The sequence below is a fragment of the Xanthobacter autotrophicus genome, from assembly GCF_030015065.1.
Classification (GTDB): domain Bacteria; phylum Pseudomonadota; class Alphaproteobacteria; order Rhizobiales; family Xanthobacteraceae; genus Xanthobacter; species Xanthobacter autotrophicus_D.
In genome coordinates, this window is record NZ_JAIVFN010000074.1 from 1 (window position 1) to 23,859 (window position 23,859).

At 65.3% G+C, this 23,859-nt stretch carries 22 protein-coding genes and 2 pseudogenes; 21 read left to right on the top strand and 3 right to left on the bottom strand.

Features of this window, described 5'->3' with window-relative positions; genetic code table 11:
- A pseudogene (locus K9U40_RS14990) lies at positions 1–680 on the bottom strand (tyrosine-type recombinase/integrase); the annotation flags it as partial.
- 496 nt (positions 681–1,176) lie between these two features.
- Between K9U40_RS14990 and K9U40_RS14995 the strand changes: the two are divergent.
- The 3 genes and pseudogenes from K9U40_RS14995 to K9U40_RS15005 all read left to right on the top strand — a co-directional run.
- Positions 1,177–1,422: pseudogene (locus K9U40_RS14995) on the top strand (transposase); the annotation flags it as partial.
- A 177-nt stretch (positions 1,423–1,599) separates the two neighbouring features.
- A complete protein-coding gene (locus K9U40_RS15000) occupies positions 1,600–2,544 on the top strand; it encodes a PDR/VanB family oxidoreductase (protein WP_282890958.1) in 945 nt (314 codons plus the stop codon).
- A 92-nt stretch (positions 2,545–2,636) separates the two neighbouring features.
- Positions 2,637–3,677: an aromatic ring-hydroxylating dioxygenase subunit alpha gene (locus K9U40_RS15005; protein WP_282890959.1), complete on the top strand. Its 1,041-nt coding sequence runs from the start codon at positions 2,637–2,639 to the stop codon at positions 3,675–3,677.
- A 50-nt stretch (positions 3,678–3,727) separates the two neighbouring features.
- Here K9U40_RS15005 and K9U40_RS15010 read toward each other — a convergent pair whose 3' ends face one another.
- Positions 3,728–5,440: a sigma-54-dependent Fis family transcriptional regulator gene (locus K9U40_RS15010; RefSeq protein ID WP_282890960.1), complete on the bottom strand. Its 1,713-nt coding sequence runs from the start codon at positions 5,438–5,440 to the stop codon at positions 3,728–3,730.
- 582 nt (positions 5,441–6,022) lie between these two features.
- Here K9U40_RS15010 and K9U40_RS15015 point away from each other — a divergent pair.
- The 16 genes from K9U40_RS15015 to K9U40_RS15090 all read left to right on the top strand — a co-directional run bounded on the left by K9U40_RS15015 (position 6,023) and on the right by K9U40_RS15090 (position 19,167).
- The gene (locus K9U40_RS15015; RefSeq protein WP_282890961.1) at positions 6,023–6,958 is read left to right on the top strand and encodes a catechol 2,3-dioxygenase; all 936 of its coding nucleotides are present in this window, start codon (positions 6,023–6,025) and stop codon (positions 6,956–6,958) included.
- An 11-nt stretch (positions 6,959–6,969) separates the two neighbouring features.
- Positions 6,970–7,251, top strand: a complete 282-nt coding sequence (locus K9U40_RS15020; protein WP_282890962.1) for a phenol hydroxylase subunit — start codon at positions 6,970–6,972, stop codon at positions 7,249–7,251.
- Between the two features lie 89 nt (positions 7,252–7,340).
- Complete coding sequence (locus K9U40_RS15025) at positions 7,341–8,333, top strand: aromatic/alkene monooxygenase hydroxylase subunit beta (protein WP_282890963.1); 993 nt, start codon at positions 7,341–7,343, stop codon at positions 8,331–8,333.
- Between the two features lie 12 nt (positions 8,334–8,345).
- Positions 8,346–8,615 (top strand): MmoB/DmpM family protein, encoded by a 270-nt coding sequence (locus K9U40_RS15030; RefSeq protein WP_282890964.1) that lies wholly within the window; start codon positions 8,346–8,348, stop codon positions 8,613–8,615.
- 120 nt (positions 8,616–8,735) lie between these two features.
- Positions 8,736–10,256 carry a YHS domain-containing protein gene (locus K9U40_RS15035; RefSeq protein ID WP_282890965.1) on the top strand — a complete coding sequence of 507 codons (1,521 nt, stop codon included), beginning with the start codon at positions 8,736–8,738 and terminating at the stop codon, positions 10,254–10,256.
- A gap of 9 nt (positions 10,257–10,265) precedes the next feature.
- Entirely contained in the window at positions 10,266–10,631 is a 366-nt protein-coding gene (locus tag K9U40_RS15040; RefSeq protein ID WP_282890966.1) for a phenol hydroxylase subunit P4, read from the top strand.
- Entirely contained in the window at positions 10,628–11,689 is a 1,062-nt protein-coding gene (locus K9U40_RS15045) for an NADH:ubiquinone reductase (Na(+)-transporting) subunit F (RefSeq protein WP_282890967.1), read from the top strand. The genes K9U40_RS15040 and K9U40_RS15045 overlap by 4 nt, the downstream gene beginning before the upstream one ends.
- 141 nt (positions 11,690–11,830) lie before the next feature.
- Positions 11,831–13,342, top strand: coding sequence for a 2-hydroxymuconic semialdehyde dehydrogenase (locus K9U40_RS15050; protein ID WP_282890968.1), 1,512 nt, complete (start codon positions 11,831–11,833; stop codon positions 13,340–13,342).
- Between the two features lie 7 nt (positions 13,343–13,349).
- Entirely contained in the window at positions 13,350–14,147 is a 798-nt protein-coding gene (gene dmpE / locus K9U40_RS15055; protein ID WP_282890969.1) for a 2-oxopent-4-enoate hydratase, read from the top strand.
- Entirely contained in the window at positions 14,144–14,947 is an 804-nt protein-coding gene (gene dmpH, locus K9U40_RS15060; RefSeq protein WP_282890970.1) for a 2-oxo-3-hexenedioate decarboxylase, read from the top strand. The genes dmpE and dmpH overlap by 4 nt, the downstream gene beginning before the upstream one ends.
- 32 nt (positions 14,948–14,979) lie before the next feature.
- The gene (locus K9U40_RS15065; RefSeq protein WP_282890971.1) at positions 14,980–15,207 is read left to right on the top strand and encodes a tautomerase family protein; all 228 of its coding nucleotides are present in this window, start codon (positions 14,980–14,982) and stop codon (positions 15,205–15,207) included.
- Positions 15,204–16,118, top strand: coding sequence for an acetaldehyde dehydrogenase (acetylating) (locus K9U40_RS15070; protein WP_282890972.1), 915 nt, complete (start codon positions 15,204–15,206; stop codon positions 16,116–16,118). Before K9U40_RS15065 ends, K9U40_RS15070 begins: the two co-directional genes overlap by 4 nt.
- On the top strand, positions 16,118–17,176 hold the full coding sequence (gene dmpG / locus K9U40_RS15075) for a 4-hydroxy-2-oxovalerate aldolase (protein ID WP_282890973.1): 1,059 nt from the start codon (positions 16,118–16,120) through the stop codon (positions 17,174–17,176). Before K9U40_RS15070 ends, dmpG begins: the two co-directional genes overlap by 1 nt.
- A gap of 362 nt (positions 17,177–17,538) precedes the next feature.
- Positions 17,539–18,330 (top strand): SDR family NAD(P)-dependent oxidoreductase, encoded by a 792-nt coding sequence (locus K9U40_RS15080; RefSeq protein WP_282890974.1) that lies wholly within the window; start codon positions 17,539–17,541, stop codon positions 18,328–18,330.
- A gap of 31 nt (positions 18,331–18,361) precedes the next feature.
- On the top strand, positions 18,362–18,790 hold the full coding sequence (locus tag K9U40_RS15085; protein ID WP_282890975.1) for a tautomerase family protein: 429 nt from the start codon (positions 18,362–18,364) through the stop codon (positions 18,788–18,790).
- A 59-nt stretch (positions 18,791–18,849) separates the two neighbouring features.
- Positions 18,850–19,167 (top strand): 2Fe-2S iron-sulfur cluster binding domain-containing protein, encoded by a 318-nt coding sequence (locus K9U40_RS15090; protein ID WP_282890976.1) that lies wholly within the window; start codon positions 18,850–18,852, stop codon positions 19,165–19,167.
- On the opposite strand, the gene K9U40_RS15095 is transcribed toward K9U40_RS15090, so the two are convergent.
- The gene (locus tag K9U40_RS15095) at positions 19,168–20,067 is read right to left on the bottom strand and encodes a LysR substrate-binding domain-containing protein (RefSeq protein ID WP_282890977.1); all 900 of its coding nucleotides are present in this window, start codon (positions 20,065–20,067) and stop codon (positions 19,168–19,170) included.
- Positions 20,068–20,444: 377 nt separating this feature from the next.
- Here K9U40_RS15095 and K9U40_RS15100 point away from each other — a divergent pair, with 377 nt between their 5' ends.
- Positions 20,445–22,157, top strand: a complete 1,713-nt coding sequence (locus K9U40_RS15100) for a sigma-54-dependent Fis family transcriptional regulator (RefSeq protein WP_282890978.1) — start codon at positions 20,445–20,447, stop codon at positions 22,155–22,157.
- A gap of 190 nt (positions 22,158–22,347) precedes the next feature.
- Positions 22,348–23,178 (top strand): transporter, encoded by an 831-nt coding sequence (locus K9U40_RS15105; protein ID WP_282890979.1) that lies wholly within the window; start codon positions 22,348–22,350, stop codon positions 23,176–23,178.
- Positions 23,179–23,859 lie beyond the last annotated feature (681 nt).

Sequence of the window (23,859 nt, forward strand, 5' to 3'; positions counted from 1 at the left end):
CCCCCTGCCCCGTCCACCTCCCACGCAGCGGCCACGATCCGCCGCACGTCGGCGTCGGGCAGGACCTGCGCCTCGCGCGCCACCGGCGAGTAGCCTTGCTCGGTGGAGGCGAGGCCGGCCTTCACCTCCAGTGGAAAGGCGGCGGGAAGCCGGTTGTGGTGCTCTTCCGCCGCCGCGTTCAGGGCGGCCCGGAAATCGTTGGAGATGCGCCGCACCGTCGCGATGGCGAGTCCGCGCTCGCCGAGTCGCTTGCGCCAGCCCCGCAGCGCGTCGCGCGTCAGCTCGTGCAGCTTCACGTCGGCAATTTCATCGGTGAGCACATGGCGGCCAAGCTGGCCACGGGCGGCCCGGCGCCCAAGGATGCCGCCGCTCGCCGCGCGCTGGCGCGCCTCATAGGCCTCGACGTAGGCTTCCACCGCCGCTTTCACGGTGGGGGCCGGCCCATCCTTCTCCGCCTTTGCGTCGGCCCGGCGCTGCTCCACGATATCGCGGGCCCGGCGATCAGCCTGGGCGAAGCTGAAGGTGGCTTCACCATCCCCATCGATGGCGTCGTCAGCGACACCAATCGTCTCTTGCTTGTAGGAGCCCTCTGCGTCCCGCCACCGGACGACCCACCGACCGCCACGCACACCCTTCCGGTAGCCAAGATGCACCTCGGGTGAGACGCTCCGCCAATGCATTCCCGCGCTCAGCCGCGACCGCGCGTTGCGCGTCGTCACCGCCGCCTCCACCACCGCCCGCCCCATGCTGGAAGCCCCCAAAACCGTCGACTATTCGTCAACTATATGGGTGCGCACATCGGCACACAAGCACGGACACGAATGGACTAAGTTATTGAAAAAGTTGGATTCCAACAAACTTTGGCGGACGGAAAAACCGCAAAAACCGGTCTCTTTCACGGTGGAGAGAGGGGTTCGACTCCCCTAGGGCGCGCCAGAGTACCTCCCCAAAAAAATTGTCCTTTAATATCAGTGCCCTTTATGGTGCAGACCGGACGTTGGTACACCAGCCGGCACACTAAATGGTACACTACAGAACGCTCCCTGCCCGATTTTGTTGGCGCCTGCGCGACTCACCCCCGCCTGCCGAGCCCAAGGCTGCGCCTAGGCAGTGACCCCATGAATTTGCGTGGTCGGGCCTGTCGTGACTCAAGCTCCCGAACCGGAAGCCTGAGAGATACGCCGCCACGAGCTGACCGACGAGGAATGGGCGATCATCGCGCCGCTGCCGCCGAACAAGGTGCGCGGTGTTGCGCGGGTTGATGACCGCCGGGTGATCAACGGCATCCTCTGGCGGTTCCGCACAGGGGCACCGTGGCGGGATGTTCCGGAGCGCTATGGTCCGCGCACAACCCTCTACAACCGTTTCGTGCGCTGGCGGGCCGCCGGGGTCTGGGACCGGCTGCTGGAGGCGGTCTCGGCCGCAGGCAAGATACCGGAACGGCCGCAATTTCCGTATTTCTTGAGCTTTCGTCATTTCCTGAATTGTGTCAGCCGCCGTGTTGATCCAAATGCGGAAAAGCATTGAAAGTACATGGCGCCGGCATCCGGCACGACGCTTGCGTTCTCATCCGCAAAACGTTCTTGCAGGGAGAGACGCATGCTCAATGTCCGGGTGACCCGGCGCCGCAAGGTGGCCGACCACATCATCGCCCTCGAACTGAGCGCTACCAGGGAGGCCGAACTTCCGGCCTTCACCGCCGGGGCACACATCGATCTGGAATTGCCCAATGGCATGACAAGGCAGTATTCGCTGCTCAATGATCCCGCGGAACACGATCGCTACGAGATCGCTATTCTACGCGATCCCCAAAGTCGGGGGGGATCGGTCTGCGCCCATGAGACGCTGGTGGAAGGAACGGCCCTGCGCATCGGCGCTCCGCGAAATCTGTTTCCACTCGCGGAAGAAGGGCCGGCACTCCTGTTCGCCGGGGGCATCGGCATCACGCCGCTGCTCGCCATGGCGCGCCAGTTGCAGCGGCAGGGACGGCCCTTCAGCCTCGATTACTGCACCCGCTCGCGCGCGACGACCGCTTTCCTCGACGAGCTGAGCCATGGCCCCCTCGCCGACGCCGTGCGCTTCCACAGGGATGATGGCGACGACACTCAGCGCCTGAACGCCGCGGAGCGGCTGGCGACGCCAGACCCACACACCCACGCTTATGTCTGCGGCCCAGCCGGCTTCATCGCCCATATCCTCGACACCGCGCGGGCAAACGGCTGGGCCGACGCGCAGCTTCACGCGGAGGCCTTCACTCCAGCGCCTACGCTCCCTGGCGCGCCGTTCGAGCTGCGATTGCAGCGCAGCGGGCGCTCGGTGCGGGTGGGCGAGGGCCAGAGCGCTCTGGAGGCGCTGCACGGGGCCGGGGTACCACTGTCGGCCTCCTGCGAGCAGGGCGTGTGCGGCACCTGTCTCACGCCAATTCTCGAAGGTGAGCCGGAGCATCGCGACACCTGCCTCACGGTAGCGGAGCGCGCGCGCAATGACTGCTTCACACCCTGCGTTTCCCGCGCGCGCAGCCCCTATCTGCTCCTCGATCTTTGAGTTCGCCCCCCTTGCGGCAAGCCCAAGGGCGCGGCTGCCGCAGGTCCATCCACGCGCCCGAACAAAGCAAGCTAGGACAAGGAAACCCAAGAATGCCCAGCGAGAGCGTATTTCTGGAGAATGCCTGGTATGTCGCCGCCCTGTCGCGGGAGCTGAACGCGACCGATCTGCTCCACCGCACCCTGCTCAACAAGGGGGTGGTTATCTACCGCACCCAGGACGGCACGCCGGTGGCCCTGCAGGACCGCTGCCCTCACCGCTTCGTGCCGCTTCATCTCGGCCGGCGGGATGGTGACGAGCTGATCTGCCCGTATCACGGCCTGCGTTTCGACTGCACGGGCGCCTGCACGCAGAACCCGCACGGCGGCGGGCATATCCCGAAGGCGGCCAAGGTCCGGGCCTATCCTTTGCAGGAACGCTACGGCTTCATCTGGATCTGGATGGGCGATGCCACCCCCGACGCGGACTTGCTGCACGATTATGCCCCGCTGGTGGACGGGCACGAGAACGCGCTCGGCCAGACCTACATGCACCTCAAGGCCAATTACGAGCTCATCATCGACAATGTGATGGACCTCAGCCACGTGGACCATCTGCATAGCGAGATCATCAGCACTCGTGGCCAGCTGACCCCATTGATCCCACAGGTGGTCGAGAACGCGGGCAGCGTTTCCGCCCGCTGGGAATGGCGGCAGACCCCGGGCATGCTGATCTTCAACAACTTCCTGCCGGACCCGCAGGCCGAGACACGGATGTTCGTGCAGGTGAACTGGGCGTCGCCGGCCAACATCCAGCTGTCGATCGGCGCCACCCAGGGCAACGGCCCGCTCGATCTCGACGCCTGCATCGGTCAGTACGACCTGCACACAGTGACGCCCGAGACCGCGACCACCTCGCACTATTGGTTCGCAACCCGGCGCAACCACCTCGTGGAAGACGCGGAGTTCAACGCCGCGAAGATCCAGGCCATGCACGGAGCCTTCGTCAATGAAGACGGCCCCATCATCGAAGCGGTGGAGCAGGAGATGGGCGGCGCCGAATTCTTCTCCCTGTCGCCGGTGCTGATGTCCAACGACGCCGCTCCGGTCCGGGTTCGCCGGCTACTGCGGCAGATGATTGCGGCGCAAGGCTGAACGTGCGCTACGTAACCTCCGGGGGCGCATGCGCCTCAACTGGCCCGGCGTCAATGACGCCGGGATTTTTTCAGCCGATACTCAAGCTGGCCGCGCCGCAGTTTGAGCAGCCGCGCTGCGGCGGAGACATTGCCCTTGCTGCATTCGAGCGCATAGTTGAGCAGGCGCGTCTCCACCTGCTCCAGGCTGCCTTCCTCTGCCAGCAGCGCTGCCACGGCATCGTCGCTCAGCTCGGCTGCCAGAGCGACCGGCACGGCACCAGGGACCCGTGCGGAGGGTGGCGTCGAGCATCCCGTCAGCGTCTCGCCGCCGGAGAACAGGTGCTCCAGATCGAGATTGGCGCCGGGATCGGCCAGGATGACGGCACGCTCGACCATGTTCTCCAGTTCGCGCACATTGCCGGGCCAGTCATAGGCCCACAGGGCCTCGCTGGCCCGCTGCGTGAGTCCGCCGATGGTCTTGCCCATGCGTTCCGTGGAGCGGCGCAGAAAGATGTTGACCAGCAAGGGAATGTCTTCCCGCCGCTCACGCAGCGGCGGAATCTCGATCGGGAAAACGTTGAGACGAAAGAACAGATCCTCGCGGAACCGCCCCGCCTGCACTTCTGCCCTGAGGTCGCGGTTGGAGGCGGCCACGACCCGCACGTCCACGGGCCGCACGCTGGTGCCCCCCACGCGTTCCACTTCCCGTTCCTGCAAGACGCGCAGCAGCTTTCCCTGCGCCGCCAGCGGAAGGCTGCTGATTTCATCGAGCAGGATGGTGCCCCGCTCGGCCCGCTCGAACCGGCCCGGCCGGCTGGCGGTGGCGCCGGTGAACGCGCCCTTCTCGACCCCGAACAGCTCCGCTTCCACCAGATCATGCGGAATCGCCGCGCAATTCAGCGACACCAGCGGGCCACCGGCGCGCGGGCTGATGGCGTGGAGCGTCTTGGTGAAGCGCTCCTTGCCAACGCCGCTCTCGCCGAGGAACAGAACCGTGGCATCGGTGGCGGCCACACGTTTGATCTTGTGCACCACCGCGTTAAACGGCGCCGATGCGCCGACCAGATCCGGCAGAGCCCCGGCAGGCGGGGCGCCCGGTCGCCCCGCCTGCCGGGGCTGTGGACGCACCGACCTCGGGGGGGAGACAAAATCCTCCATGCGCAGAAACCTGAGGTCATCCTCCGCGTCGTCCCATTCCTCCAGCGGCCGGCCGACCACGCGGCAGCGGGCATGGCCCATGGCGACGCATTCGATCTCACGCCACAGGATTGGCCGCCCCATGAGCAGGGTAGTGAAACCACTGGCGTAGCCGATCATCATCCAGCAGGCCGGCTCCGAGGTGACGCCGAAATGGGCGCGGTGGGCTTCCGCCTCCCAGGAGAACTCCCAGTAATAGTCGCCTCGAAACTCGCCGTTTTGCACGTTGAACTGGATGCGCTCAATCGCCTGATTACGCACGAACCCCTCGATCTCCCGCAGCCTCGGACCCAGCGCGAACAACCGGCCGAGATCGTCGCCCTCACGCTCACGCAGGCCGCGCGCATCGGCCATCCCCTGCTGGTAGCCCAGGCGTGTGAACGTCTCACGCGCCGTGCCCTGGCCCAGTCGCTCGATCAGCTCGCGACGCAGCGCCGCGACCAGGAAGCCGTGCATCAACAGCATGCGCTGGTCGAACATTTGGATGTGGCCGGTATCCGGCGAGAAATGCAGGTGCCTCGCCAGCATGCGATCATGCAAGGAGCCCGATTTCAGGTCCTTCGCCCAGTTGCACGCGTTGGACATCTCCGACAGCGCCTCCTCGTTTCCGTCTTCGGCGCACCCGCTCTCGCGGCGGGTTGCGCTGCCGGGTCTTGCGCCCGGTCCTTCCTTTTTTGCGCCGGCTCGCCGGCACCGAAGGGAAAGGTCGATACTAGGCATTACCCCTGCCTCATCCAATACCGATCACAGGTCCAGGCAATACCCGCTACGTCAGGATGCCACGGCGCGATCCCGGTGAGTGATGTCGCAGCCGTCAAGCGCTCCCATCACCCTGCCAAAAGCCAGGTTGTCTGCGCCGGGACGCCCTTCGGGAACAACACCCGACGGCACAGGCAAGGCCGCAGCCTCAGCCCGCATGCGGTCTCCAACCGACGTCCCGATGGATGCTGCATTGCAGCTTTACGTTTTTGTCATTCCCCATGGCCAGTCCGACCAAATGGTCACGTTCGCGGGCTGGGACATTCCCCAGCCGCGCGCCATGGATTGAGCAGCAGCGCGGACTCGCCAGCCTTGGCACGCGACTTGCCGATAGAACGGAGGCAGAGGACAGCGCCGAGCACCGGCAGCAATCCTTAAAAGAATTGTTAACAAGGGAGGAAACAAGACATGGCAATGACAGGCATCCTGCGTCCGGGCCACGCCCAGCTGCGGGTATTGGATCTCGAACAGGCGACCCGCTTCTACCGCGACATCATGGGTCTCGTGGAGACCGGGCGTGACGGGCAGGGCCGGGTCTATTTCAAGTGCTGGGACGAGCACGACCACAGCAGCCTCATCCTGCGGCAGGCCGACGGTGCTGGCATCGACTTTATCGGCTTCAAAGTACTGAACGCGAGCACGCTCGATCAGCTCGACAAGGATATCCAGGCGTTCGGCCTAAAGACCGAACGGGTGCCCGCCGGCGACCTTCTGGAAACCGGCGAGCGGGTGCGCTTCGTGCTACCGACCGGACATGTGATGGAGCTGTATGCGGAAAAGACGCAGATCGGCAACGGCCTGCCGGCCGTCAATCCCGCCCCGTGGGCACCCGATGCCGATCGCGGAATGGCCCCCGTGCGCTTCGACCACTGTCTGCTCTATGGCCCCAACGTGATGGCCAACAAGGTGCTGTTCATGGAGGTGCTGGGCTTCCATCTGGTGGAACGCATCCTGGGCCCGGCCGAGGCAGGGGAGCCGGAAATCGGCCTGTTCTTCTCCTGCTCGCACAAGACCCACGACATCGCCTTCGTGGAATATCCCGAGCCCGGCAAGCTGCACCACCTCTCCTTCCGCATGCCCACCTGGGAGCGGGTGCTGCGCGCCGGCGACATCATGGGCATGAACAAGGTGCCCATCGACATCGGCCCCACCCGCCACGGCGTAACGCGCGGCGAGACCATCTATGCTTGGGACCCCTCCGGCAACCGCTTCGAGACCTTTGCCGGTGGCTACGAGCCCTATCCCGACTCGCGAACCATCACCTGGACCTTCGAGGGCTTCCCCCACGGGCTCGACTTCCCCCAAGGCAAGCTGCACGACAGCTTCCTGACGGTGGTGACCTGAGAGCGCGCCCCGTGGAGGCCCTCGCTCCCCCGCGGGACATTGAGCCCGCGCCCATCGACACCAGCCGACGTTTCGTCCGTGTCACCCATGAGCGGGACAGTGGCTTCGTGGAGTTCGACTTCGCCATCGGCGAGCCGGAACTGTTCGTCGAGATGATCCTCGCACGCGAGGCGTTCGCCGCCTTCTGCGCCGAGCAGCGGGTGGAGCCTTTTCCACCCGCCCCGGCGCAAACCGAGCCGCCGGGTGACTTCGACTGGCGCCTCGGCGACGCCACCGGCACGCGCATCCGGTGATGCAAGCTGGCGCTCCGCCCCGCGCGGAGCGCCGCACCAGGGCCTTGCCCTCAAGAACAGCCCAACAAGACGCCCCAAGGAGCCCCCCCATGCAGATCGACCTCCGCACGGTCTCCATTCAACCGTTGCGCAACACCTTCGACCATCTGGCGCGCCGCTTCGGCGACAAGCCGGCCTCGCGCTACCAGGAAGGCAGCTATGACATCCAGGCTGCCGAGAATCTCCATTACAAGCCCACCTGGGATCCGGAGCAGGATCTTTACGATCCGAACATCACCAAGATCGTGATGAAGGACTGGTATGGGCTGAAGGACCCGCGCCAGTTCTACTATTCCAGCTATACGGTCGGCCGCGCCCGTCAGCAGGAGACGGCGGACGCCAATTTCAGCTTCGTGGAGGCGCGGGGCCTCGGCGATCTTTTGCCCGAAGAGGTGCGCCGCACGGCCCTCGACCTGCTGGTGCCGCTGCGCCATGCGGCCTGGGGCGCAAACCAGAACAATGCCTTCGTGTGCGGCTACGGCTATGGCGTCACCTTTACCCAGCCATGCATGTTCGCGGCCATGGATCAGCTCGGCATTGCGCAATATCTCTCGCGCCTCGGGCTGCTGCTGGGCGATGTGGAGGCGCTGGCGGCAGGCAAGGCGGCCTGGCTCCATGGCCCCGCCTTCCAGCCCCTGCGCCGCTATGTGGAAGACACGCTGGTGGTGCGCGACCCGTTTGAGCTGTTCGTGGCGCAGAATCTTGCTCTCGACGGCCTGCTCTATCCGCTCGTCTATGGCCGCATCGTCGAGGACGACCTGCCCGCCCGAGGCGGCGCGGCGGTGGCGCTGCTGACCCAGTTCATGAGCGCCTGGTTCGATGAAACCCGCAAATGGGTGGATGCGGTGCTGAAGACCGCAGCCGCGGAATCCGACGACAACCGCTTCATCCTCCAGGAGTGGTGCGGGCACTGGAGCACGCGCGCCGCCTCGGCCCTGGTCCCGGTGGCGGACATCGCCCTTGGCGCCGGCGCCGCCGACGCGGTGGCCGAGCAGGCGGCGATGCAGCGCGCCCGGCTCGAAAAATCCAACATCATGATCTGAGGGGGAAGGCCCATGTCCACCGTGTTCATCGCCCTCCAGGCCAATGAGGATACCAGGCCCATCATCGAGGCCATCGCCGACGACAATCCCCATGCGGTGGTGAACCGCGAGCCGGCCATGGTGAAGATCGACGCCCCCGATTGTCTGGTGATCCAGCGCGCCAGCGTCGAGGAGCGGCTCGGCCGGCCGTTCGACCTGCAGGAACTGCACATCAACCTCATCACCCTCGGGGGCAACGTGACCGAGGACGACGACAGCCTGACCCTGAGCTGGCGGCGCTGACGCGTCCCTCGGCCGGAGCCCGCCCGCGCGCAGGACCGCGACGTGCGTCTTGAGGGCCCCTGACCGGCAAAGTTCCGGCGGCTCTCGCAATGCCAACGATAAGACCATTTGGAGGCGACCATGGATAGCAAGGTCGAAAGAAGGAAGCTCGGCCTCAAGGAGAAGTATCGGCTGCTCACCCGCGATCTGGGCTGGGAGCCGAGCTATCAGGCCAAGGACAAGATTTTTCCCTTTGCCACCTATGAGGGCATCAAGGTTCATGACTGGGAGAAGTGGGAAGACCCCTTCCGTCTGACCATGGACGCCTATTGGAAGTATCAGGCCGAAAAAGAACGTAAATTCTATGCCATCGTTGACGCCCATGCCCAGAACAACGGGCACCTCAACATCACTGATGCACGTTATCTGTCGGCCCTGAAGATCTTCCTCCAGGCCATTAGTCCCGGTGAATACGCCGCCCACAAGGGCTTCGCCCGCGTCGGCCGCGAGTTTCCCGGCGTCGGCACCCAGGTCGCCTGCCAGATGCAGGCCATCGACGAGCTGCGCCATGCGCAGACGCAGATCCACGCGCTGTCCAACTATAACAAGTATTATACCGGCTTCCACGCATTCGCCGATGCCCGCGACCGCATCTGGTACACGTCAGTGGCGCGCTCCTTCTTCGATGATGCCATGAGCGCCGGGCCGTTCGAATTCATGATCGCCATCGGCTTCTCGTTCGAATACGTGCTGACCAACCTGTTGTTCGTACCGTTCATGTCGGGGGCCGCCTATAACGGCGACATGGCCACGGTGACCTTCGGCTTCTCCGCCCAGTCGGACGAGGCGCGGCACATGACGCTCGGCCTCGAATGCATCAAGTTTATGCTGGAGCAGGATCCAGACAACCTACCCATCGTCCAGGGCTGGATCGACAAGTGGTTCTGGCGTGGCTTCCGCGTGCTCGGCCTCGTCTCCACCATGATGGACTACATGCTGCCCAAGCGCGTCATGTCCTGGCGCGAGGCGTGGCAGATCTACGGGGTGGAGAATGGTGGCGCGCTGTTCCGGGATCTTTCGCGCTATGGCATCCGCCCACCTAAGCATTGGGATGATGCCGAAAAGGCCATCGACCACATGTCCCACCAGTTCATGCTGGGCCTCTACCAGTGGAGCTTCGGCACCGCCTTCCACAGCTGGATTCCGTCCGACGATGACATGGCATGGCTGTCGGCGAAGTATCCGACCACATTCGACAAATATTATCAGCCGCGCTGGACCCACATCAAGACGCTGGCAGCGGCGGGCACGCCGTTCAAGAATTACGGCCTCGCCAAGCTGTGCCAGTGCTGCCAGCTGCCGTGCGTCTTCACCGAGCCCGACGACCCCACCAAGCTGTGCCACCGGGAGACTGTCTATAAGGGCGAGATCTATCATTTCTGCTCCGATGGCTGCCAGGAAGTCTTCGAGGCGGAGCCGGAGAAATACGTTCAGGCTTGGCTGCCCATGCCGCAATTGTTCCAGGCCCCCATCAAGGGCGATCTCGGCGCCTGGATGGATTGGGTGAGCCTGAGGGACGGCGCCGACAACGGCGATTATTCCGTTTCGCAGGACCGGCAGAATTTCGAGGCGTGGCGCGGTCTCGCCACCTCCAACAGCTGAGGGCAGGCCATGACCGTGTCGTCCACCAAGCCCTATGGGGGCATCCCGCGCGACCTTGAGGCGAATTTCGACGGCCACCAGTTGGTCTATGTGAGCTGGGACCATCACCTCTTGTTCGCCGCCCCCTTCCTCATCTGCGTGCCGCCGGAGACGACCTTCCGAGAGCTGGTGGAGGGCCCGCTCGCGGCGCTCCTGGCGCCGGACCCGGACGCCGCCGCCATCGACTGGAGCAAGGCGGGCTGGCTCAAAGCCAATGCGCCGTTCACACCAGATTTCAAGCGCTCGCTCAAGGAGAACGGCATCACCCACAAGAGCCAGCTGCGCCTGCGCACGCCTGGGCTCAATTCCCTGATCGAAGAGGAGGCCGTGGCATGAGCTACGACCTCACCATCGCACCCTTGGGCCAGACCATCGCCATCGCCGAGGGCCAGACCATTCTCGACGCGGCGCTCCGGGCGGGCATCTACCTGCCGCATGCCTGCTGCCACGGCCTGTGCGCCACCTGCAAGGTGAAGGTGGCGGACGGCGCGGTGGACCATGGCGAAGCTTCCAGCTTCGCCCTCATGGATTTCGAGCGCGAGGAAGGCCTGTGCCTCGCCTGCTGCGCCCGCGCCGAAAGCGACCTCGTGATCGAGGCCGAGATCGAGGAGGATGCGGACGCGCTGAACCTGCCGGTGCGGGATTTTCCCGGCACCGTCAGCCGCATCGAGGATCTGACCCCCACCATCAAGGGGGTCTTCATCACCCTTGATGATGCGGCGGGCCTGCGTTTCCAGGCCGGGCAATATGTCAATCTGGAGCTGCCGCAGGGCATTGGCAGCCGGGCTTTCTCCATCGCCAGCCCGCCGGGCGACGGGCGCGAGATCGAGCTCAACATCCGCCTCGTGCCCGGCGGCCGGGCCACCACTTATGTGCACGAAACCTTGCGCGTTGGCGACCGGGTGACGCTGACCGGGCCCTATGGCCGCTTCTTCGTGAAGAAGTCCGCCAATGTACCGGTGATCCTCATGGCGGGCGGCTCCGGCCTGTCCAGTCCGCGCGCCATGATCCTCGACCTTCTGGCCGAGGGGTTCGACAAGCCCATCACCCTAGTCTACGGCCAGCGCACGCGGCAGGAGCTCTATTATCACCTGGAATTCCTGGAGCTGGCCCGGAAGCACCCCAATTTCACTTATGTGCCGGCCCTCTCGCAGGAGCCGGCGGGGTCGGACTGGCGCGGCTTCCGCGGCTTCGTGCACGAGGCGGGCAAGGCCCATTTCGGCAACGATTTCCGCGGCCACAAGGCCTATCTGTGCGGGCCGCCGGCCATGATCGAGGCGGCCATCGCCACCCTCATGCAGGGCCGCCTGTTCGAGCGCGATATCTATACCGAAAGGTTCATCTCGGCTGCCGATGCCCAGCAGGTGCGAAGCCCCCTGTTCAAGGCCATCTGAGGCGGATCCCGTCGGGCGCGCCATACCCTGAGGCTATCACTCGGGCCACGCAATAGTATTAGACGGTATTTCTGGCCCGCCATACCCTTATCGCAAGCGGTGAAATCCACTCACAACAGTATCCGGAAGGTTCCACGAGCCATGGCGCTGCAGAACACCAGCCGCGCTCACGACCTGTCGCCATCGGCAGGCGTGCGCCAGATCGGCAATTTCATCGCCGGCGCGTTCGTTCCCGCCGCCAGCGGGCGGCGCTTCGAGAAGCGCTCGCCGCTCGACAACCGCGTCATCTCCTCCATCGCCGAGGCGGGGCACGCCGAGGTGGATGCCGCCGTCGGCGCCGCCCGCGCCGCCCTCGACGGTGAATGGGGGCGCATGTCCACCGAGCAGCGGGTAAGCCTGCTCTATGCCGTGGCCGACGAGATCACACGCCGGTTCGAGGATTTCGTGGAAGCGGAAATGGCCGATACCGGCCAGCCCCGTCACGTGATGACGAACGCCTTCATTCCGCGCGGCGCGGCCAACTTCAAGGTGTTCGCCGACGTCATCAAGAACGTGCCCACCGAGGCGTTCCAGATGGCGACCCCGGACGGCACGGGCGCGCTCAACTATGCCCTGCGTGTGCCCAAGGGGGTGGTGGGCGTGGTGTGCCCCTGGAACGCGCCGTTCATGCTCATGACCTGGAAGGTGGGGCCGGCGCTCGCCTGCGGCAACACGGTGGTGGTGAAGCCTTCCGAGGAGACGCCCAACACAGCGACCCTGCTGGGCGAGGTGATGAACGCGGTGGGCATGCCCAAGGGCGTCTATAACGTAATCCACGGCTTCGGCCCCAATTCCGCCGGCGAGTTCCTCACCCGTCATCCGGGAGTAAACGCCATCACCTTCACCGGCGAGACGCGCACCGGCGCCGCCATCATGAAGGCCGCTTCCGAAGGCATGCGCGACGTGTCGTTCGAGCTGGGCGGCAAGAATGCCGGCCTCGTCTTCGCCGATTGCGATTTCGACGCGGCGGTGGACGGCATCTTCCGCTCGTCCTTCCTCAATTCCGGCCAGGTTTGCCTCGGCACCGAGCGCGTTTATGTGGAGCGGCCCCTTTTCGAGCGTTTCGTCGCCGCCCTGAAGGCCAAGGCGGAAGCCGTACGGTTCGGCCGCCCCGATGACCCGAGCGCGAATTACGGCCCCCTTATCAGCCACGAGCACCGCGCCAAGGTGCTGTCTTATTACAAGAAGGCGGTGGAAGAGGGCGCCACCGTCGTCACCGGCGGCGGGGTGCCTCAGATGCCGCAGGACCTCGCCGAAGGGGCGTGGGTGGAACCCACCATCTGGATCGGGCTGCCGGACACGGCGGCGGTGGTCAAGGAAGAGATATTCGGCCCTTGCTGCCACATCCGCCCATTCGATGAGGAAGCAGAAGCGGTGACGCTCGCCAACGCCACCGATTACGGCCTCGCCACCACCATCTGGACCACCAACCTTGCCCGTGCCCACCGGGTGGCGGCGCGCATCGATGTGGGCATCGCCTGGGTAAACAGCTGGTTCCTGCGCGATTTGCGCACCGCCTTCGGCGGCGCCAGGCAATCGGGCATCGGCCGCGAGGGCGGCGTGCATTCGCTCGAATTCTACACCGAGCTGCGCAATGTGTGCGTGAAGCTGTGAGGCGGCCATGACCCTGGATCAGATCAACGCCCATGGCGACGCCCTTTACGACGCATTCCTCGCCCGCCGACCGGTTCCGCCGCTTCTCGCCCGGGTGCCGGACATCACCATTGTCGATGCCTACCGCATCCAGGAGCGCTTCGTGGCCCGCCGCCTCGCGGCGGGGGAAACCATCGTTGGCAAGAAGATCGGCGCCACCAGCCGGCCGGTGCAGGAGCTGCTCGGCGTGTTCCAGCCCGATTTCGGCATGCTCACCTCCGCCATGGTGCACGTGGACGGCGACACCGTGGACCTCTCCCGTCTGATCCAGCCCAAGGCCGAGGCTGAGCTCGCCTTCGTGCTGAAAGACGACCTGAAGGGGCCTGGCGTCACGGCCATGGACGTCATCCACGCCACCGACCATGTGCGCCCCTGCTTCGAGATCGTCGATTCCCGCATCACCGACTGGGCCATCAAGATCCAGGACACGGTGGCGGACAACGCCTCCTGCGGCGTCTACGTGCTGGGCGAGGCGAAGGGTGATCCGCGCCGGCTCGACATCACCCTTGCCGGCATGGTGGTGGAAAAGAATGGCGAGGTGGCGGCCACCGGCGTCGGGGCGGCGGTGCAGGGCTCGCCCGCCAATGCCGTGGCGTGGCTCGCCAACACGCTGGGCGAGCTCGGCATTCCCTTCAAGGCCGGGGAGGTGATCCTGTCCGGCTCCCAATCGGCGCTGATCCCGGTCGTGGATGGCGACGAACTGGTCTGCACCGTGGGTGGCCTCGGCAGCTGCCGGGTGCGTTTTTCCGGAAAGGCTGCGGCATGAGCACGTCCATCACCCTCTCGCGGGAAGACGTGGTGCGTCTCACCGAGCGCGTCGAGGGCGCGCAGAAGCGGGCGGTCGCCATCCCCAAGCTCACCGAGGAATATCCAGGCATGACCCTGGCCGACAGCTATGCGGTGCAGAACGAGTTGCGCCAGCGCTATCTCGCCCAGGGCCACCGGCTGGTGGGCTGGAAGGCCGGCCTCACCTCCAAGGCGAAGATGCGGCAGATGGGGGTGGATGTGCCCTCTATCGGCTTTCTTACCGATCGCATGGCGCGGCCGGAAAATTCCGCCATCACCCTGTCCGACCTGGTGCATCCGCGGGTCGAGTGCGAGGTGGCCTTCGTCATGAAGGCGGACCTGAAGGGTCCCGGCTGCACCAGCGCCGACGTGCTCGCCGCCACCGGCTACGTGCTGCCCGCCATCGAGATCATCGATTCCCGCTTCCACGGCTTCAAGTTCGATCTGGAAAGCGTGGTGGCGGACAATTCCTCCTCCGCCCGCTTCGTCGGCGGCGGGCGGGCGCGCTACGCGGATGATCTCGACCTGCGCACCCTCGGCGTGGTGCTGGAGAAGAATGGCGAGATCGCAGCCATGGGCGCTTCCGCCGCCGTGCTCGGCCATCCGGCCGAGGCCATCGCCATGCTGGTGAACATCCTCGCCGAGCTGGGCGAGAGCCTGCCGGCCGGCAGCTTCGTCATGAGCGGCGGCATCACCGAAGCCATCCCCGTGAAGGCGGGCGACCACGTGATCGCGCGCTTCCAGGAGCTCGGCTCGGTCGGCGCGAGGTTCGTTGCCTGACACTGCAAAGACTTGAAACAAAGGCTTTTTCCATGCCCATCATCGAAATGCACCTGCTGGAGGGGCGCACCAGCGACCAGAAACGGCGGGTCGCCGCCGCCGTCACCAAGGCGGTCAGCGAGAGCCTGCCCTGCGATCCGGAAACGGTGCGCATCCTCATCACCGAGCACGGCAAGGACGGCTTCTTCGTCGCCGGCCTCACCCAAGCCCAGCGCGCCAACGGCGTCCACCAGCCCAGCCTTGAGGAGCAGAACCCGTGAGCAAGATCAAATGTGCCATCATTGGCTCGGGCAATATCGGCACCGATCTCGTCTATAAGATCCGCCGCAGCGCCGTGCTGGAGCCCGTCTGGATGGTCGGTATCGACCCCCAATCCGAAGGGCTCGCCCGCGCCCGCGACATGGGCCTGAAGACCACCGCCGAGGGCGTGGATGCCCTTCTGCCCCATGTGGAGGCGGACGGGGTCCAGATCGCCTTCGACGCCACCAGCGCCTATGTGCACGCGGAAAACAGCCGAAAGCTCAACGCCCTGGGCGTCCTCATGATCGACCTCACCCCGGCCGCCATCGGCCCGCTCTGCGTGCCGCCGGTGAACCTGCGCCAGCATGCCGACCGGCTGGAGATGAACGTCAACATGATCTCCTGTGCCGGACAGGCGACGATCCCCATTGTCGCGGCCGTCTCGCAAGTACAGCCGGTGGATTATGCGGAGATCGTCGCAAGCCTCGCCTCAAAGTCGGTGGGGCCGGGCACACGCGCCAATCTCGACGAGTTCACCTACACCACGTCGAGCGCCATCGAGAGGGTGGGCGGGGCGAAGAAGGGCAAGGCGCTCGCCATCATCAATCCGGCCGAGCCGCCCATGATCATGCGCAACACCATCTATTGCCTCACCGCGGAACCGCCGGACGAAGAGAAGCTCAGCGCCTCCATCCTCAAGATGATCGGCGAGGTTCAAAAATATGTTCCCGGCTATCGCTTGGTAAACGGACCGATCTTCGACGGAAACAAGGTGTCCGTGTTCATGGAGGTCGCAGGCCTTGGCGACTACCTGCCCAAATATGCCGGCAATCTCGACATCATGACCGCGGCCGGCACCCGCACCGCCGAGATGTTCGCCGAGGAGATCCTCGCCGGGCGCATCAAGCCGAAAGCAGTGGAGGCCGCATGATGACCACATCTTCCGAAAGCCTGAAGGGCCGCAGGATCATCCTGCACGACATGTGCCTGCGCGACGGCATGCACGCCAAGCGCGAGCAGATCAGCATCGACCAGATGGTGAAGGTCGCGACCGGCCTCGACGACGCCGGCGTACCCTATCTGCAGGTCACCCATGGCGCGGGCCTCGGCGGCAACTCGCTCCAGCACGGCTTCGCCCTTGCCACCAACGAGGCCTACATCAACGCGGTAGCCTCGCGCATGAAGCAGGCCAAGGTGTCGGTGCTGCTCATTCCCGGCCTCGGCACCATGAAGGAGCTGGAGGCGGCCTATGATGCCGGCGCCCGCTCCGTGCACGTGGCTACCCACTGCACCGAGGCCGACACCGCGCCCCAGCACATCGCCTATGCCCGCAAGCTCGGCATGGACACCACCGGCTTCCTGATGATGGCCCATCTCAACGATGCCGCCGGCATCGCCCACCAAGGCAAGTTGATGGAGAGCTACGGCGCGCAGACGATCTTTGTGACCGACTCCGCCGGCTACATGCTGCCGGACGACGTGCGGGTCCGCATCCGCGCCCTGCAGGAGGTGCTCGATCCCGCCACCGAGATCGGCTTCCACGGCCACCACAATCTCGCCATGGGCATCGCCAATTCCATCACCGCTATCGAGGAGGGCGCGAGCCGCATCGACGGCTCGGTGGCCGGCCTCGGCGCGGGGGCTGGCAACACGCCGCTGGAGGTGTTCGTGGCGGTGTGCGAGCGCCTGGGCATCGAGACCGGGGTCGATCTGTTCAAGCTCATGGACCTTGCCGAGGATGTCATCGTGCCGATGATGGATCACCTCGTGCGGGTGGATCGCGAGGCGCTCACCCTCGGCTTCGCGGGCGTCTATTCCACCTTCCTGCTGCACGCCAAGAAGGCGGGAGAACGCTTCGGCGTTCCGGCGCGCGACATCCTGGTGGAGCTCGGCCGTAAGAAGATGATCGGCGGCCAAGAGGATATGATTCAGGACACCGCCATGACCATGGCCAAGGCCCGCGGCCTCATCAAGGACGCAGCCGCCTGAACAGGTCCTAGTGGTTCGACCGCGACAGATGGAACCCATCTGTCGCGCGCAGGTCGAACCACAACTCTTTGATCTGGTGGGTCAACTTTTCGAAACGGATGGGTACCGTCCGTTTCGGTTGATCCACCAGAGTGCTTTCGAGCGAAGTGGACACCGGTTCGCGTGGAGAAAACACGTCAACTCAATGATCTAGAGCGCGATCCGAGCAAATTGAGCCAATTTGCTCGGTGAATCGCCATCTAAACTCAAGAAGGACAACGCGTTCTCTAAAGCATTTCTCCGATTCCGCGAAAAGGAGAAATGCTCTGTGCGCTGATCGACCGGGCGTCCGCGCCCGGTCCCATGATAAAGATGGAAAAGGGATGGAAAACGAAACTGGAGGCGGCGCCGCGCGCGCCGGCGGACGCGGCGCCGAAACCGCCGTTGTGGTGGGTGCTACCGGCGCCTTCGGCAAGGTCATAGTCCCGCGCCTGGAGCTGGCGGGATTGCGCGTGGTGGCGGTAGCACGTTCCCTCGGCACGCTCTCGACCCTTCAGGCGGAGTGCCCCGCCATCGTGCCCTGCGTGGCCGACATTTCCACCGACAGCGCCACTGCCGCCATCGCGGCGGCGGTGGACGGGCCGGTGCGCATGGTGGTCCACGGGCCGGGCGTGGTGGTGGCCGGCGGCATTTACTCCATCTCGCCGTCGGCCCTGGCGGAGGCAGTGAACATCAAGGTGGGCGGCCTGCTCCGGCTGGTGCGCGCGGTGGATGCCGCCCTGGTGCCCGGCGCGCGGCTCGTCACCATCGGCGGCCATTACGGCTTCGAGCCCAGCGCCTATGCCGCAGCCGCGGGCGTTGCTAACGCCGCGCTGGTCAATGTGGTGCGCCAGCTCAGCCTCGCCTATGGCCCGCGCCGCATCACCGCCCATCTCATCGCGCCGGGCCCCGCCGACACCGAACGGCTGCGCCGGGTGGCCGCCGACCGCGCAGCCTTGCGCGCCACCACGGCCGCCGCCGTGCTGGAGGAGATGAAGGCGGAATCCTCCCTCGGCGTCTTTACCACGCCGGAACAGGTTGCCTGGGCGGTGGAACTGCTGCTGGCGCCCGAGGCCGACGCCATGACCGGCTCGACTTTGATGCTGGATGCGGGCCGCCGCCGCGGTCTGCCCTGAGCCCTCTGAGGCGCGGGATCCGGCGGGACCCATGGGGGAGGACATCGTGCCGATCGTCACCTTTCATCTTGCGGACGGCATCGACACGGAGCGGGCCGAACAGCTGCTGGAGCGCGCCAGCGCCCTCTATTGCGAGGTGCTGCGCGCCCCCGCCGATCGGGTGCGCGCCTTCATTGTCAGCTATCCGGCCGCGCATGCTGCGGTCGCCGGTGTTCCGCTGAGCCGAGGCGGCGTCCCCGCACCCTATTTCGAATTCCTCGTCCTCGTCGGCCGCCCCCTGGAGGAACGCCACAGGCTCGCCTCCGGCTTCACCGATCTCCTGGTGGAGCTGACCGAAACGCCGCGCACCCAGGTGCGCGGAGCATGTCGGCAGATCGCACCGGAAGATTGGTTCATTGCTGGCACCGCCGCCGCCACCATCAGGGCCGACGAGATCCGCGCCCGCACCATTGCGCCCTGAGTGCCGCCAGGCGCTCGATCCTTGATCGCCATGGACAACAACAATGATGGAGGAACGCCATGAAGCATGAGATCCATATTGCCGACACCGGTGAATCCTATCTCTGCGACGAGAATGAGACAGTGCTGGTGGGCATGGCCCGCCTTGGCCGCAGAGGCATTCCGCTCGGCTGCCGGGGCGGCGGCTGCGGGGTGTGCAAGGTGGCGGTGGTGGATGGCCGCTACCAGGCCGGCGTCATGAGCCGCCAGCACGTGACGGAGGACGAGCAGCGCGCCGGCCAGGCCCTCGCCTGCCGCATCCGGCCCGAGAGCCGGCTGACTCTGAAGGTGATGGGCGGCATGCGCAGATCCGCCTGCGGTGCCCGGCCGGAACGCTGATCAGGTCCGCAGGCCGGCGCGGAAACGCCGGACTTCGGCGAGGAACCCGGCAAGCAGCGGCGACTGGTCGTCAGAGCGGTAGATGCAGCTCAGATCCACCCGGCCAGGGGTGGGAACATCGCTGAGCGGGCGATAGACCACTCCAGGAAACGCCAGCACAGTGGCTGATTGCGGCACCAGGCACAAGCCGAAGCCGCCGGCCACGAGAGCGACGGCGGTGACGGCGTCGCCAACCTCCTGCGACACTTCCGGCGTGAAGCCCGCGCTCTGGCACAGGGCGACCACCGTATCGACGAAACTCGGCCGCACCCCGGTGGGAAACAGCACCAGCGGCTCCCCCGCCAGCGCCTCGAACGGCACGACGTCGCGTGATGCCAGGGGGTGGGCCGCGTTGACGGCAAGCAGCAACGCCTCCGTGGTCACCAGTTCGGCGGTGATGCCGGGTGTCGGCGAGAGGATGCGGTTGAAACCGACACTGATGCGACGCTGCTGCAAGGCCTCGATCTGCTCGCCCTTGTTCATGGTGTGGAGCACGATCTTCACCTTCGGGAACATGACCTTGTAGGCCCGCAGCAGCTTGGGGATGACGTCAAGGATGGCGGAACCGAAGATGGCGATGTCGAGCCGCCCGAGCTTGCCCTGGCCCGCCCTCTGGGTGCGCTCGGTGGCCTGTTCCACCACCGAACGGATGTTGCGGGCCTCAGCCAGGAACAGCTCGCCCACCTCGGTCAGTTCCACTCCGCGCGGCGTGCGGATGAACAAGCTTACGCCGAGCTCCGCCTCCAGCTGCTGAATTTGACGCGTCAGCGGCGGCTGGGAAATGTGCAGGCGTGCCGCCGCGCGACCGATATTCTTCTCCTCGGCCACGGCGATGAAATAACGAAGATGTCTCAGGTCCATGGGTGAAGGCGCTCACATCAAAAGCCATGAACATACCTTAAAGGTATTGCTCTGCCCATTCAATGATATTGGATGAGTATTTCCACGCCCCATATCCTTCCAACCAGACCTTGAACCCGGAGCTTACGGGTCCGCCTTGCCGATGGAATGGTGACCAAGCTCCGCTGGCGTCGCCGAAGGCGCTCCACGCGACCCTCTCTCCGCGGCGGAACGGCCACACCCGCACCGCGAAGGTCGCATGTGCTAAAAACAGGGCGAGGTGGCGCATGCGGGTGCAAGGCGCCGCCACGGGCGCCAGACAAAACCGGAGGCACGCGCGGGGGCACCCCGCAGGCGGAGACCAGCCGGAAGATAGAGCGTGGGGAGGAGTACGCCGGATGGCCAAAAGCAAGCTGATCGAACAGTTCGACTTGCGCTCTCGACTGAGATTCGACCTGAACAATGCCCACATCTGGCTCGACGAGAGCCGCATGCTGCTGCTGCACACGCAAGCATTCGGCGCGCTCCGGCGCGAGTTGTTCGACACGCTCGGCGCGCGCCGCGCCCAAGGACTGCTGCTGCGCATGGGCTTCGCCGCCGGCCGCCAGGACGCCGACCTCGCCCGCAAGCTCACTGGTGCCGGCTCGCCCTACGAGGTGTTCCGCATCGGCCCCGAGCTGCACGCGGTGGAAGGCGTGGTGAAAGCCAACATCACCCGCGCCGATATCGACTGGGAAAAGGGTACCTTTAACGGCGAGGTGGAGCTTGAAAATTCGTGGGAAGCCGAATCCCACATGCGGCTGTTCGGCAAGGGCACGGAAACCGCCTGCTGGAGCGTGGTCGGCTACGCGTCCGGCTATGTCACGCAGTTCTTCAAGCGCCTTATCGTGTTCCGGGAGGTGCAATGCGTCTGCAAGGGCGACGACAAGTGCGTCATCGTCGGCAAACCGGCCGAGGCCTGGGGCGCCGATGCCTATCTCGATTATTTCCGTCCCGACAATTTGGAAGGGCAGTTGCAGGAGATGGAAGCAGAACTCGCCCAGCTGCGCGGGCAGCTTCAGGAGCAATGCAGCCGCGGCAAGCTCGTGGGCAACGCCCCCGGCTTCCGCGCCGCTTTCGAACTCCTGAGCAAGGCCGCCAACAGTCCCATCAACGTCCTGCTCCTGGGCGAGACCGGCGCCGGCAAGGAGGTGTTCGCCCATTGGCTGCATGAGAATAGTCCGCGCGTGCAAAAGCCGTTCGTGGCGGTCAATTGCGCGGCCCTGCCCAACGAGCTCATCGAATCCGAGCTGTTCGGCGTGCAGAAGGGCGCCTATACGGGCGCCCAGCAGTCGCGACCGGGACGTTTCGAGCGGGCCGACGGCGGCACCCTGTTTCTGGACGAGGTGGGCGATCTTTCCCCCTCCGCGCAGGTGAAGCTGCTGCGGGTGTTGCAGACCGGTGAGGTCGAGCGCCTCGGAGGCAGCGAGGCGCGGAAAGTGGACGTGCGGGTGGTGGCCGCCACCAATGTCGACCTGCACCGCGCCATCGAGACCGGCCGCTTCCGCGCCGATCTCTATTATCGTCTCGCCACCTATCCCGTGGTCATCCCGCCGCTCCGGGAGCGCAAGTCGGACATTCCTCTTCTGGTCGCGGCGCTGATCGAGAAGATCGCGCCCAGCTACCATAAGTTGCTGCGCGGGGTGAGCGACCGCGCCATGCAGGCGCTCATGGCCCACGACTGGCCCGGCAATGTGCGGGAGCTGCAGAACCTGGTGGAGCGCGGCATCCTGCTCGCCCCCGCCGGCGGCCGGATCGAGGTCGAGCACCTGTTCGCCGGCGGCGCCCCCCCGTCCGCCCCCGGCGCGGTCATCGACCGGCGCGGCGGCCTCGGGCGCAGCGAGGAAGCTGGAAATGAGCGCCTTTACGACGCCCTCCTGAGCGAAGGCTTCGATCTGCACACGCATGAGCGGTGCCTTCTCGAACGGGCGGTGGAACGCTCCGGCGGCAACTTCACCCAGGCCGCCAGCCTGCTCGGCATCACCCGGCGCCAGCTCGCCTATCGCCTGAAACAGAGTGTCGATGGCAACCTGGAGCCTGGTGTGGACGCGATAGCACCAGCCCGCGGGTGACCCCCATTCAGCCAATAGACGTGAAAAGCGCGAGAAGCAACAAGTGTACTCATACCCAACAAGGTATGGCAGAGCATACGATCAAGTATTAGACGCGCTAATCTTCATTTCATAGCTTCCCCTCGAAGCGCGGATGGTGGCGAGAAACCGGCGGACAGCCGGGCATGCAAGCCGCGCTCTGGGGGAGGATATGAAGAACATCCGCACACTGGTCACGAGCGCGCTGCTGCTGGCGCTTCCGGTTTCCGCCGCCGAGGCCGGGTCCGAGCTGATGCCCGGCATCTCCACCGGCATTCCCATGGGCTTTCCGCTGCCGGAAGGGCTCTACAGCATCACCATTCCCACCTATGGCTCGCGCGATTCGAACCCGCACCAGGATGTCACCGCGCTCGCGCCGCTCTGGCTCATCTGGTCCACGCCCGTGACCATCGCCGGCGGCCGGCTCCTGCTGGACACGGTGATGCCGTATGTGAACGTGGACGTGGATGGCGGGCCGCAATTCTCCGGCTTCGCCAACACCATCCTGGACGCCCAGTTGAAATGGGACCTGGGCGGTGGCTTCTATGGTGGCTTCCAGGCCGGCATCTACCTGCCGATGAACACGGATGTGGGCCGCGATTACACGTCGTTTCAAGGCCTGGCAGCCCTCAGCTATCTGAAGGACGGCTGGAACCTCTCCTCCACCTTCGTCTATGGCACCGGCAGCGACGGAGTTGACGGTGGCCCCTCCTGGTTCAACGTGGATCTCACCGCTACCCATAAATTCGGCAAGTTCGAGATTGGCGCTGTGGCCTTTGGCTCCACGGATCTCACCGCGCCCTATTCAGGTTATGCCCGCCAGCGCCAGTTCGCCGCTGGCGGGCTGGTTGGCTACGACTTCGGTCTCGTCAATGTGCAATTGAAGCTGACCACCGACCTGTGGCAGGAAAATTACGGCGGCAACGACACGCGGGTGTGGGCCAACATCATCATCCCGCTCTCGGCCCTGCCGCCACTTTCCGGCACCGCAGTGCAGCGCTGACATGCGCCGGCATGCCGCCCTTAACCAAATGCGATGGTGAACGGATGGGGTGGATGCCAAAGCAATGGCCGATGAGCAACATCCGGCTCACCGGCTCGGGATCAATCGAGGGGCATCCGGGCTCACTGTAGCAAGGCTTGAGAGACGTCCGGATACCCGCCAGGTCGTCGGATTTGCGATGGCCCGCACAAGGTGACCGGCGGGGATATGACGCTCCAGGCTGAACTCGGAGAATGGAGGCTGGTGGCGTCATTGCTGCGCCCCACTATGTGCCGCAAAAGCCGCCCCCACGAACGCCTGATACCGGCCCAGTTTGAGGCGCCGCCAGTCGGCTTCCAGTTCCCTTCACAGGGTCCACCGGGCCGTGAGGAAGACTGTCGGGATGGCATCAGCGAGGCCCCTGCCGTGATGCCCACGCCCATTGCACGCCTCCCAACTCCATGGCTTCCTCCATCACGCGACCGAAAAAGGCAGATAGCCGCAGGGACGGACGTAATCGCCCCCTCCCCTCACCCTGTCAGCCGCTCCCGAACCCTTGCAACCCCTGCCGCAGTCCACCTGCCCTTCCCGGAAACCGTAGGCACCCCTTCAGCCTCCAACGCCGCTGCAACGGCCCTGAGGGACAGGGAGCCCTCCGGATCGATCCGGGCGAAGATGGGCGCCAGGACCTCCGCACAATCC